The 12,077-nt window shown below is 70.3% G+C and carries 12 protein-coding genes; 5 read left to right on the top strand and 7 right to left on the bottom strand.

Going from position 1 to position 12,077, the window contains the following annotated elements; translation table 11 throughout:
* Positions 1-3 precede the first annotated feature (3 nt).
* From ACK3BB_RS01090 to ACK3BB_RS01065, 6 genes are all read right to left on the bottom strand, one after another.
* A complete protein-coding gene (locus ACK3BB_RS01090; protein WP_428926882.1) occupies positions 4-678 on the bottom strand; it encodes a Crp/Fnr family transcriptional regulator in 675 nt (224 codons plus the stop codon).
* Between the two features lie 118 nt (positions 679-796).
* A complete protein-coding gene (gene cydX / locus ACK3BB_RS01085; protein WP_428926881.1) occupies positions 797-916 on the bottom strand; it encodes a cytochrome bd-I oxidase subunit CydX in 120 nt (39 codons plus the stop codon).
* Between the two features lie 15 nt (positions 917-931).
* On the bottom strand, positions 932-2,095 hold the full coding sequence (gene cydB / locus ACK3BB_RS01080; RefSeq protein WP_428926880.1) for a cytochrome d ubiquinol oxidase subunit II: 1,164 nt from the start codon (positions 2,093-2,095) through the stop codon (positions 932-934).
* Positions 2,096-2,101: 6 nt separating this feature from the next.
* The gene (locus tag ACK3BB_RS01075; protein ID WP_428926879.1) at positions 2,102-3,718 is read right to left on the bottom strand and encodes a cytochrome ubiquinol oxidase subunit I; all 1,617 of its coding nucleotides are present in this window, start codon (positions 3,716-3,718) and stop codon (positions 2,102-2,104) included.
* A gap of 97 nt (positions 3,719-3,815) precedes the next feature.
* Positions 3,816-5,441: an amino acid ABC transporter ATP-binding/permease protein gene (locus ACK3BB_RS01070; RefSeq protein WP_428926878.1), complete on the bottom strand. Its 1,626-nt coding sequence runs from the start codon at positions 5,439-5,441 to the stop codon at positions 3,816-3,818.
* Entirely contained in the window at positions 5,438-7,090 is a 1,653-nt protein-coding gene (locus tag ACK3BB_RS01065; protein ID WP_428926877.1) for an ABC transporter ATP-binding protein/permease, read from the bottom strand. The genes ACK3BB_RS01070 and ACK3BB_RS01065 overlap by 4 nt, the downstream gene beginning before the upstream one ends.
* Positions 7,091-7,399: 309 nt before the next feature.
* Between ACK3BB_RS01065 and ACK3BB_RS01060 the strand changes: the two genes are divergently transcribed.
* The 5 genes from ACK3BB_RS01060 (at position 7,400) to ACK3BB_RS01040 (ending at position 10,571) form a co-directional block, all read left to right on the top strand.
* The gene (locus ACK3BB_RS01060) at positions 7,400-8,449 is read left to right on the top strand and encodes an AraC family transcriptional regulator ligand-binding domain-containing protein (protein WP_428926876.1); all 1,050 of its coding nucleotides are present in this window, start codon (positions 7,400-7,402) and stop codon (positions 8,447-8,449) included.
* 176 nt (positions 8,450-8,625) lie between these two features.
* Positions 8,626-9,324, top strand: coding sequence for a fumarylacetoacetate hydrolase family protein (locus ACK3BB_RS01055; RefSeq protein WP_428928798.1), 699 nt, complete (start codon positions 8,626-8,628; stop codon positions 9,322-9,324).
* 136 nt (positions 9,325-9,460) lie between these two features.
* Positions 9,461-9,640, top strand: a complete 180-nt coding sequence (locus ACK3BB_RS01050) for a hypothetical protein (RefSeq protein WP_428926875.1) — start codon at positions 9,461-9,463, stop codon at positions 9,638-9,640.
* Between the two features lie 7 nt (positions 9,641-9,647).
* A complete protein-coding gene (locus tag ACK3BB_RS01045; RefSeq protein WP_428926874.1) occupies positions 9,648-9,977 on the top strand; it encodes a hypothetical protein in 330 nt (109 codons plus the stop codon).
* Positions 9,978-10,118: 141 nt separating this feature from the next.
* On the top strand, positions 10,119-10,571 hold the full coding sequence (locus tag ACK3BB_RS01040) for an acyl-CoA thioesterase (protein WP_428926873.1): 453 nt from the start codon (positions 10,119-10,121) through the stop codon (positions 10,569-10,571).
* Between the two features lie 287 nt (positions 10,572-10,858).
* Here the strand turns inward: ACK3BB_RS01040 and ACK3BB_RS01035 are convergent, their stop codons facing one another.
* Positions 10,859-12,070, bottom strand: coding sequence for a winged helix-turn-helix domain-containing protein (locus ACK3BB_RS01035; protein ID WP_428926872.1), 1,212 nt, complete (start codon positions 12,068-12,070; stop codon positions 10,859-10,861).
* Between the last annotated feature and the right edge of the window lie 7 nt (positions 12,071-12,077).

The following is a 12,077-nucleotide window of genomic DNA, read 5'->3' as shown; positions in this document are numbered from 1 at the left end:
CGGCTACCGGTCGCCGGCCGAGCGGGCCAGCCGGTCCAGCCCGGCGCGGCCGGACAGGTGCAGCCGGCCGCGGCCCTGTTCGATCCAGCCGCGGCGCTGGAATTCGGCCAGGGTGCGCGACACGACCTCGCGGGCCGTGCCCAGTTCGGTGGCCAGCACCTGGTGGGTGGCATGCACGATGTCGCCATGGTCCGACAGCTCCAGCAGGCGCGCGGCCAGGCGCACGTCGATGCGCTGGAAGACTATGTCGTCGATCAGCATGAACAGGTCGGTGATCCGCCGCGAATAGGCCCGGAAGATGAAGGCCCGGAAATCGGCCGACCGGCCGGCCAGGTCGTCGAAGGTCGCCCGGGGAATGGCCACCGCGCGCACGTCGGTCTCGGCGATGCCATCGGCCGAATAATCCTCGAAGGCCAGCATGCAGGCCGTGGTCAGCACACAGCTTTCCCCGGCATGCACCCGGTAGAGCGTGACCTCGCGCCCGGTGTCCGAACGTTGTTGCACGCGCACCGTGCCGTCGAGCAGCAACAGCAGGTTGTCGGCAGATTGCCCGGGGGCAAAGACCTGGGTGCCGGCCGGCACGGCGACAACCGCGCTGCCCGCGACCAGGTCGGCGCGCAGGTCGGCGGGCAGGGCGGACAGCCCGTCGAACCGGTCGATCCAGCTGTCATCCGTCATGCCCGTATCCATTCCTTGGTTGTCCTGGCCGGCAGGGAGCCGGCCGTGATGGCGCGACGGCATCGCGCATCATGCCCCGGCCCGCGCGGGTCAGGCGCGGGCCGGGGCCGGGGGCGTCTCAGCGCCGGTCGGCCTCTTCGGCCATCTTGCGGTCGTGCTGCAGCTCGAGCCACATGGCGTTCATCACCGCAAAGATCGCGGCCAGGGGCAGGCCGAGGAGCCAGGCAAAATACCACATGAAGGGGTCCTTTCCTCAATAGACGCTATGCGAGTTCTCGGTGACATCGGCTTCGGTCACCTTGCCCCACAGGACGGAATAGACCCAGGCCGTGTAGGCCAGGATCAGCGGCATGAAGATCACCGCGGCGACCAGCATGATGAACAGGGTCTTGTGCGACGACGAGGCATCCCAGACCGTCAGCGAGCTGGTCGGATCCAGCGTCGAGGGCAGCAGGAACGGAAAGATCGTCAGCCCGACCGACGAGATCGCCCCGAAGATCCCCAGCTTGGACCACAGCAGGGTGGTGACCTCGTGCCCGGCGCGCAGGCCGCGCACGGTCATGGCCATGCCCAGGAAGCCCAGCACCGGGGCGATGGCGATCCACGGCCGCTCGGCATAGGCCGACAGCCAGCTGCCGCCCCGGGTGACCTCGATCCAATGCGGGTTCGACGGGCCGTTGGCCGGCACCTCGCCGACGATGGCAAAGCCCTGGACAAAGACGGCCAGGCACAGCCCGGCCAGGGCATAGGCCGCGATGGTCACCAGCCCGGTCCGTGCGCCGATGGCCCGGGCCCGCGCGGCGATGGGGCCTTCGGTCTTCAGCGACAGCCAGGCCGCACCATGGGTCAGCAGCATGGCCAGCGACACCACCCCGCAGAGCAGGGCAAAGGGGTTGAGCAGGCCGAAGAGCTTGGCCAGCGCCCCGCCGGGATAAAGCGGGATCAGCTCGGGGCTGAGCTGGAACGGCACGCCCTGCAGGACGTTGCCCACGGCCACGCCAAAGACCAGCGCGGGCACCGCCCCGCCGACGAACAGCGCCCAGTCCCAGCCGTTGCGCCAGGCCGCGCCATCGCGCTTGGACCGGTACTTGAAGGCCACCGGCCTCAGGATCAGCGCGGCCAGCACCAGGAACATGGCCAGGTAGAACCCCGAGAAACTGACCGCGTAGAGCGGCGGCCAGGCGGCAAAGATCGCCCCGCCGCCCAGGATGAACCAGACCTGGTTGCCTTCCCAGACCGGGCCGACGGTGTTGATGACCACCCGCCGTTCGGTATCGCTGCGCCCGACGAAGGGCAGCAGGGCGCCGACGCCCATGTCGAAACCGTCGGTCATGGCAAAGCCGATCAGCAGGACACCCAGCAGCAGCCACCAGATGACCCGCAGCACGTCGTAGTCGATGAGTTCGAAAAGGATCATGTCATGTCACTCCGCCGGGGTGGGGCTTGGGGTCAGGTCGTCGGCCGGGCCGGCGCGCAGCCGGCGTTCGTGGCGCTGCATCCAGGCCTCGGTTTCCTCGACATCCTGGAACGGGCCCTTGCGGATGTATTTCAGCATCAGGCCCATCTCGACGACGAAGAGGATGGTGTAGAAGGCCACGAAGAGCGTCAGCGTGATCAGAACGTCCTGGATCGACAACCGGCTGACCGACAGGGCCGTGGGCAGGATGCCGTCGACCGTCCAGGGCTGGCGGCCGTATTCGGCCACGATCCAGCCCATCTCGGCGGCGATCCAGGGCGCGGGGATCATGATCACCGCCATGCGCAGGGCCCAGCGGGGATAGCTCTGGCCCATGAAGCTGGACCGCACGAAGAAATAGGCCATCGTGGCGATGAACAGGAAGCCCAGCCCGACCATGATGCGGAAGCCCCAGAAGATCGGAAAGACCATGGGCACGGTGTCGTTGGCCGCCTGGGTGATCTGGGCTTCGGTCGCCTGACGCGGGTCCTCGACATAGCGCATCAGCAGCAGCGCATGGCCCAGGTCGTCGGCATGGGCGTCGAACGTGTCGCGCACCGCCTGCGGAGTGGCGTCGCGCTGGTCGCGGATGGTCATCAGCGCGTCATAGGCCACCAGCCCCGAGCGGATCTTGTCATGGGCCTCTTCGACCAGCTCGTCGATGCCCGGGATTTCCTCGGTCAGCGAGCGGGTGCCGATCAGGCCCATCACCCAGGGGATCTTGACGGCGTAATGGGTCTCGCGGTCCTGTTGGTCGGGAATGCCGAACAGGGTGAAGGACGCCGGGGCCGGTTCGGTTTCCCACATGGCCTCGATGGCGGCCATCTTCATCTTCTGGTTCAGGCCGGCGTCATAGCCCGACTCGTCGCCCAGCACGACGACCGACAGGGCCGAGGCCAGGCCGAAGGATGCGGCGATGGTGATCGACCGCTTGGCCAGGTCGATGTGGCGGCCTTTCAGCAGGTACCAGGCCGACACGCCCAGCACGAAGACCGAGGCAGTGACATAACCGGCCGAAACCGTGTGCACGAACTTGGCCTGGGCGACCGAATTGAACAGCACCTCGTAGAACGAGCCCATTTCCATGCGCATCGTGTCGGGGTTGAATTCGGCTCCGACCGGGTTCTGCATCCAGCCATTGGCGATCAGGATCCACAGCGCCGAGAAATTCGACCCGATGGCCACCAGCCAGGCCACCACGCAATGGGCCGGTTTCGACAGCTTGTCCCAGCCGAAGAAGAACAGCCCGACAAAGGTGGCTTCGAGGAAAAAGGCCATCAGGCCTTCGATGGCCAGCGGCGCGCCGAAGATGTCGCCGACGTAATGGCTGTAATACGACCAGTTCATGCCGAACTGGAATTCCATGGTCAGCCCGGTGGCCACGCCCAGCACAAAGTTGATGCCGAACAGCGTGCCCCAGAACTTGGTCATCTGGCGCCAGATCGGCCGGCCGGTCATGACATAGACGGTTTCCATGATCGCCACGATGACCGACAGGCCAAGGGTCAGCGGGACGAACAGGAAGTGGTACATGGCTGTCAGCGCGAATTGCAGCCGTGACAGCTCGACGATATCGAGGTCCATTCGATCTCTCCATTCCATGGGTCCGCCCCCGGACGCCGGGCGCGGGACCTTTAGCGGCAGTCTTATCCCTCGGGGACAAGCGTAGTGCGTGACTTGGTCACAATGATAGGTCTATTCGCTTTGCAAAAATCGCGTGACGGTCTCCCCGGTGAAGTGCCGCAAGGATCGCCGTATCGGGCAGGCTGCGGCGCAGGTTGGTCATCACCGCCTCGGCGGTTTCGGGGTCCAGCCCCTCTGTCGGCTCGTCCAGCAGCAGGATGTCGGGCCGTCTCAGCATCGCCCGGGCCAGTGCCAGCCGCCGGGTCTCGCCGCCCGACAGGCCGCTGCCGCCTTCGCCCAGCCGCGTGTCCAGCCCGTCGCGCGCCCGCAGGGTGGGCGCCAGGGCCACGGCCTCCAGCACGGCCCAGAGCGCAGCGTCGCCGGGATCGTCCGCCAGCGCCAGCGCCAGGTTCTCGCGGATCGTGCCGGCCAGCAGCCGTGCTCGCTGGGGCACCATGGTCAGCCGGGCGCGCAGCGCCGCCTCGTCCCATTGATCGGGCCGCAGGCCCGCCACCGCCAGCCCCTGGGCCTGGCCGGGCGTCAGCCCGGCCAGCGCCGTCAGCAACCGGGTCTTGCCCGCCCCGCTGGGGCCCGTCAGGGCCGCAGCCTCGCCCGGGCCAAGCGTCAGCGCCAGCCCCGGCCGGTCGATGCAGAGCAGCGGCGCGCCCGGCGCGGGCCGGGAGCGTTCGCCTGCCGGGGCCGCGTCCTCGGGCATCAGCCGCATCGCCGCCGCCCGCAGCCGGCCCAGCTCGGCCAGGCCCCGGCGCAGGGGCGGCCAGGGTTCGGCCAGGGCCAGCGCCACGAAAAGCGCGATGGCCGCCCGGGCCGGGTCCAGCCGGCCGGCCTCGACCGCCAGCGCCCCCACGACCAGCGCCGCCGCCGTCACCAGCGTCAGCAGCAGCGTCAGCCGCATCCCGCCGGCCCGGTCCACCCGGTCCAGCTGGCGGGCCTCGGCGCGGGCCGCGTCGTCGATCTCGTTCAGTGCCGCCACCCGCCCGGGCAGCCCGCCGGCCAGCACCAGCCCGGCCCGGCCGCGCAGCGCGTCGATCAGCCCGCGCCGCAGTGCCTGGGCCCGGTCTTCGGCCGCGGCCGACGGTGCGGCCCCGCGCCGGGCCAGCCGCCACAGCACCAGCGCCGCGGCGGGCAGCGTGCCCAGCACGAGGACCAGCGCCGGGGCCGGCCCGGCAATCGCCGCCAGTACCAGCCCGCTGACGACATAGCTCAGCACCGCCGCGACCCCGGGCAGCAGCACCCGCAGCACCAGCCCGTCCAGCGCATCGACATCCGAGGTCATCCGCACCAGCGCACCTTCGCCCCTCTGGCGGGCCAGCGTTTCGGCATCCTGCCGGGCCAGCCGGCCCAGAAGGTCGACGCGCAGCGCGGCCAGGGCGCGCAGGGTGGCATCATGGGTCAGCAGCCGTTCGCCATAACGCGCCGCCGTGCGGCCCAGGGCAAAGAACCGGATGCCCGCGCCCGGCCGGAACGTGTCAAAGGCAATGCCCAGCCCGGCCAGGCCGGCGAGCCCGGTCGCCGTGATGAACCAGCCCGACAGGCCCAGAAGCGCCGCCCCGAACAGCAGCACCAGCACCATCAGCGCCGCCCCGCGCAGCATCGCCCCGGGCGCCGCGCCCAGCAGCAGCCGGGCCGCCCGGGCCAGCGGGCGCGGCCTTGGTCCCCCGCTCATCGTCCGACCTCCACCGCCCGGTCCATCGCCGCGACCAGCGCCGGGTCATGGGTGGCCACCAGCAGGGTGACCCCCCGCGCCCGCAGGTCGAGCAGCGCGGCGATGATCCGGTGCGCCGTCTCACCATCCAGGTCGGCCGTCGGCTCGTCGGCCAGCAACAGCTCGCGCCCGGCCAGCACCGCCCGGGCGATCATCAGCCGCCGGGCCTCGCCGCCCGACACCCCGCCGCCGGTCTCGCCCAGCCGCGTGGCCAGCCCCTCGGGCAGCCGGGCCACCACGTCATCGGCCCGGGCCAGCGCCAGCGCGCCGGCCACGTCGCCCCGCCCCTGCGGGTCCAGCATCTCGCCCAGGGTCTCGTCGGCGAAATGCACCTGCTGGGGCACCAGCGCCAGCCGGGCCCGCCAGCCATCGGCCGTCGTCTCATCCAGCGCCCGGCCACAGACCTCGACCTGCCCGGCGGCCAGGGGCGTCAGCCCCGCCGCGACCGACAGCAGGGTCGACTTTCCCGCCCCGGAAGGGCCGGTCAGCGCCACCGCCTCGCCGGCCCGCAGGGCCAGGTCGGGCAGGCTCAGCGCCCGGCCCGGCAGGGCCGCCTCGGCCCCGTGCAGCGCCAGCGTCAGCGGCCCCGGCAGGGGCGCGGCCGGCCCGCCCGCCCCGATCAGGGGCCGGCGCGGCGCGGTCTCGGTTTCGTCCAGCTCGGCCAGCACCGCCCGCCCGGCCGCCCGGTCATGCCAGGCCGCGGCCAGGTCGCGCAGGGGCTGAAAGACCTCGGGCGCCAGCAACAGGATGAACACGCCCTGCCAGATGCTCAGCCCGCCGCCCCAGGTGCCGAAGCCCAGCACGCCCAGCAGCGTGAACCCGACCCAGACCGCCACCATCGCCACGCCGATTGCCGCAAACAGTTCGAGCACGGTCGAGGACAGGAAGGCCACCCGCAGCACGGCCATGGTCCGCAGGCGCAGCGCCTCGGCCCGTTCGGCAAAGCCGGCCACAGCCCGCCCGGCTGCGCCCAGCAACCGCAGGTCGGGCAGGGCCGAGACCCGTTCCATCAACATGCCGTTCATCGTGGTGATCTCGTCCAGTTGCCGGCGCGAGGCCTCTTCGGCGGCCATGCCGATCAGGGCCATGAAGACCGGGATCAGCGGCACGGCGACCAGCAGCACCAGCGCCGCCGCCCAGGACATCGTCGCGATCATCGCGATCAGCAGCGCGGGCTGCACCATGACCCGGGCCATGGCCGGGTGATAGCGCGTCATCCAGGGGAGCAGCATGGGCAGTTTCTGCACCGCCAGCGCCGCCGTCGCGGCCGAGCTCTCCGGCCCCGGGGCGGTCAGCGCCCGGGCGATCAGGCGCTGGCGCTGCTCACCGATGACCCGGTCGGCCGCCGCAAAGAGCCAGCCGCCAGCCAGGTGATCCAGACCCGCCCGCAGCGCCCCGGCCAGGGCAAAGACCAGCGCGGCCCAAAGGCTCTGTTGCAGCGTCGCGCCCTGGGTCCAGCCGGCAATGGCCCAGGCCACGGCCGCGGCCTGCACCGGCCAGAGCAGGCCGGCCAGCACCGCCACCGCCGAGGCCCGCCGCATCAGCCCGCGCACCGGGGCCAGCAGCCGGGCTTCGGCCTGTCGCCTGGAATTCGGGATCGGGGCCGTCATCGGCAATATCCGTCCTGTGACCTGTTAACCTCAACTGTCGGGCCGTTTTTCTGCCCGTGCCGCCCGAACCGAAAGGCGCCATCTTGCCGCGTGCCTTATCGCCCCATGCGGCGCGTTGCCACCCCCGGACGTGGCACTTTTGCATCGCGCCCCCGCTCGCCGGCCGGCTCCGCCCTGCCGCGGGGGCCGGTCCAGATTGACAGGCCAGGCGCCAGGGTTCCAGACTTGGCCCGGTCTACGGACGCGTGGATCGTGGATGTGGACGTGAGTGCCGATGTGAGTGCCGAGCAGGGAGACGACAGGGCCAGGATGGACAGACCGACGCTTCTCGATGCGGCCAGCCTGCCGGACGACCACCCGGCCCTGGTGCCCGATCTCTGGGCCCGGGCCATGCTGTTCTTCCCCGGTGTCACGCCCGCCGCCCGCGCCACCGCCCTGGCCGCCGCCGGGCTGCCCCAGGATCTGCCGCCCTCGGGTGCGCTGAAACTGACCCAGCAACACGAGGCCATCCTGTTGCAAAGCCTGGCCGACAGCCTCGACGATCCGGCCTTTGGTGCCCGGGCGGCCATCGGCCACGACACCCGGCAGGGCACGATCCTGACCTACATGGCCTTTGCCGCAGCCGATCTGCGCGACATGCTGGACCTCGTCCTGCGCTACCTGCCGATCACCCGGTCGCAGACCCGGCTGCAGGTCGAGGAAGATGCCGCTCGGGTCATCGTCTGGTTCGATTTCGACGACATGTCGCTGGGCGAACACCTGCATTACGGCGAATTCACCGTGGGCATCGTGCTGCGCACCCTGCGCGTGGCCTTGTCGGGGGACGTGCCGGTCGATTGGGTGTCGGTCGCCCGGCCCGACCGGCATCCGGCCGGCGTGCTGGACCAGGTCTATGGCTGCCCGGTCCGGCCCGAGCCGGGGCGCAACGCGGTCTGCCTGCCGGTCAGCGCCCTGTCGCTGCCGGTGCCCACGGCCGATCGCCACCTGCTGCACCACCTGACCGATTACGGCGATATCCTGCTGGAACGCCGCCAGGTCCACGGCCGGTCGACCCTGGCAGAGGTGCAGGCCATGATCCTGGCCCGGCTGTCCTTCGGCGCGCCCAGCCTGGCCGATGTCGCCGGCGAGATGGCCGTCAGCCCGCGCACCCTGTCGCGCCGGCTGGAACGCGAGGGCCACAGCTATCGCGAAGTGCTGGAGACCCTGCGCTACGACATGGCCCGGCGCTACCTGGCCGACCTGTCGCTGCCCCTGACCGAAGTGGCCTTCCTGCTGGGGTTTGCCGACCAGAGCGGCTTTGGCACGGCCTTTCGGCGCTGGTCGGGTTATGCCCCGGGCCAGTACCGGCGCACGCTCTGACGGAGGGGGCGCGCCCTTGTCTAACGGGCCCCGAAGGGGCGCCCGCCTGGCATCACCACCCCGACAGGGGCGCAACCGGCGTGGTGCAGGTCGATTGACAGCCCCCGGGCAGCACCCTAGCCAGATCGTCAGGGCCGGGGCCTCCGGCCACCAGACTTCCAAGGAAAGGAGGGCCCATCATGCGGACCCTGTTCGAACTGCCCGAAATCCCGGTGATCCCTGTCACCGGCCAGGACGCCGGCTATCCCATCGGCCGCATCTTCTGCGTCGGGCGCAACTACGCGGCCCATGCCGCCGAAATGGGCTTTGAAGTCGACCGCGAGGCGCCGTTCTATTTCACCAAGTCGCCCGCCGCGGCCGTGCTGACCGGGGCCAGCGTGCCCTATCCGCCGGGCACCGAGAATTACCATTACGAGATGGAAATGGCGATCGCCATCGGCGCGCCGGTCTTCCGGGCCAGCCGCCAAGAGGCCCTGGCCGCGATCCATTCCTGCGGCTGCGCGCTCGACATGACCCGGCGCGACCTGCAGATCCGCAACCGCGAGAAAGGCCGGCCGTGGAGCCTTGGCAAGGATGTCGAGGGATCGGCCGTCTTTGCCCCGCTGACCCCGATCGCCGAGATGGGCGAGATCGGCCCGCAGCGCATCCACCTCGCCGTCAACGGCGAGACCCGCCAGGACGGCACCCTGGCCGAGCTGATCTGGAAGCTGGAAGAGATCGTCATGGACCTGTCGGGCTATTACCACCTGCGGCCGGGCGACCTGATCATGACGGGCACCCCGGCGGGCGTCGGCCCGGTGGCTCCGGGCGACGTGCTGACCGGCGGGGTCGACGGGCTGGAGCCGATCAGCCTGACGATCACCGCGCCGGAATAAGCGCGCGCTTGCCCGCCGGCCGCGCCCACAGGGGCAACGGGGCAGGGCGGGCAGAAATGCCGCAGGCCGGGGCGTTGACAGATCGCCCCGGCTTTGGCCTGCTGGACGCTGAATAGTCCCGAACCGGAGCCGGCAGATGAAGATCGACCGCAGTTTTGTTCCCAGCCCCCGGTCACAAGAGCTGTTGGCCAAGCTCGACGACATCCACGGCCCCTGCCTGGGCTGCGCCGATTGCAACGGGTTTTGTGCCGAACTGATCGAAGCCCTGATGCTGCCCGACGCGGTGATCCGCGGGACGACGCGCCCGGGGACGTGACGGTTTGATGAACCAGCGATCTGCTTTCAACGCCGAGATGGCGCGGTTCCTTGCTGAACGGGCGCTGGCCGGAAAGACAGTGACCTATGGCGAGTTCGCCCGGCAATTTGGTCTGGCCAACCAGGGTTGCGGCCCAGTTTTAACCGGAATTGCGCAGTGGTTGCACGCTCATGGGCAACCACTCTTGTCGATCATCGTGGTTAACAAGTCCACCGGCCTGCCTTCGATCGACGCGCGTGTGTACGAGCAGATGGGGATTTCCTCCGAGGCCGATGCGATGGCCGAGATCCGGCGTTGTCACGACTACGATTGGTCGGCCGCGGCTTTCATGCGCTGAGTCCGATCGAAAGCGTGGAGGGGAAGGGCTGATTGTCTCAGCCGGGGCTCTTGGGTTGCCGCAGTTCACGCCTGCCTCTAAATCAGGCGTCCTTAGCAAGATTGCCATGGCCGGACCAGCGGGCGGGAGGGGACAGACAGCATGCGCGACACCGAAGCGGGGGAATTCTCCCACGAGATCCGCGTGGGCTGGGGCCATTGCGACCCGGCGCGGATTGCCTATACCGGCCACATCCCGGGCTGGGCGCTGGAGGCCATCGACGCCTGGTGGGAGGCGCATCTCGACGGCGACGGCTGGTTCGAGATGGAGATCGACCGGGGCTATGGCACGCCCTTCGTGCACCTGTCGATGGATTTCCTGTCGCCGATCACCCCGCGCCACCGGTTAGTCTGCGCGGTCTGGCCGGTGCGGCTGGGAGAGACGTCGATCAGCTTTCGGGTGATCGGATCGCAGGACGGCCAGCGCTGTTTCTCGGGGCTGTTCGTGTCGGTCTTCATGCGGGCCGGCGCATTTCGCGCGGTGCCCGCCCCCGACGAGGCCCGGGCGCTTGTCGAGGCGCTTATCCGGCCCGATATCCCCGACGCCCGGGGCTGAACGCCGGGCCAGAGGCTATGGCCGGGCGAGATGCCGGGCAGGCATGAGGCGGGCCGGGGCGCGGCATTGCCCGGGACAGGCACATAGCGCAACATGGGCGGGCATATGTGTTGGTCCCGCGATAGGGCCGACGAAAGGCAGGTCGCACGACTGGGCTGACCACGGCATCGGACCGGCGCATTGGCCGGTGACAGGCAGGCGACATGGCCGGCCCCAAGGCCCGCGACAGGGCTGGGCAGACAACAGGCCGGACGCGCAACAGGGCCGGCCCCGGGGCACCCAAGCCGCTAGAGCGGATCGCGCAGCCAGCCGGGTTCAAAGACCGTCTCGGTCAGCCCGGCAAACCGGTTCAGCCGGTCGAGCTCGGCTTCGAAACGGGCCTGTCGGCCCTTGCCCCAGCCGACCCCGCGTTCCGGCCACAGGGCCGTCACCCGCAACCGGCCGCTGTCGCGTTCGGCCTTCATGTCGACCCGCCCGACCAGCCGGTCGCCTTCGAGCAGGGGGAAGACATAATAGCCATAGCGCCGCTTGGGCGCGGGGACGAAGATCTCGATCCGGTAGTGGAAGCCAAAGAGCCGCTGCGCCCGGGCCCGGTCGCGCAGGGCCGGATCGAAGGGGGACAGCACGCGCAGCCGGCCGGTCGGTTCGGGCGGGGTCTCGTCGGGCACCCCGGGCCGCAGGAACAGCTTGCGCGCCGCCCCGTCGGCACAGCGCACCACCGCCGGCATGATGCGCCCGGCCGCGGCCTCGCGCGCGCACCAGTTGCGCGCCTCATCCGGGGTCACCGTGTCCCAAAAGGCCGCCAGCTCGCCCGAGGTGGCAAAGCCCAGCCGGTCCAGCGCGCCGTTGCACAGCCAGTCGATGGTTTGCTCCGGTTCGGGGCGCTGGCCGCGCAGGGTCTCTTCGATCACCCGTTCGGTCAGGTCATAGCGCTTCTGGAACCCGTCGCGCCCGATCACCGTCAACGCCCCGGACCGCCAGAGGAATTCCAGCGCCGTCTTGGACGGGTGCCAGTCCCACCAGCCCGACGATCCCTTCTTGTCCTCGCCGCCCAGGTCGCCCGACCCGCAGGGGCCATTGTCGCGGATGTGGCGCAGCACGCCGTCGAACTCGGCCTCGAAATCATGCTTGTGCCAGTTCCGCCAGCGTTCGGGCAGGCGCGCGGCATCGCGGGCAAAGCGCAGCTGCCAATGCGGGTAGAAGGCCATCGGGATGACCGCCGCGTCATGGGTCCAGTGTTCGAACAGCCCGCCGGCGGCATACAGCCGGGACAGGTGGCCGGGCCGGTAGGCCGGGCGCCGGGCATAGAGGATCATGTCATGGGCCCGGGCCAGCGTGTTGACGCTGTCGAGCTGCACGAAACCCAGGGTGTCGATGACCTGCGCCAGGTCGGCGCCCTTGCCCGGGCCGGCCGGGCTGTCGGCCAGGCCGTGGCGGTGCAGGAACAGGTGACGGGCCTGGCGGTTGTCGATCTCGGGCAGGGCGGGACGGGCCGCCACGGCGGGT

Source organism: Marinibacterium sp. SX1 (assembly GCF_050389775.1).
Classification (GTDB): Bacteria; Pseudomonadota; Alphaproteobacteria; order Rhodobacterales; family Rhodobacteraceae; genus Marinibacterium.
Note: the sequence above shows the minus strand (reverse complement) of the source record. Positions and strands in the feature narration are given on the sequence as shown.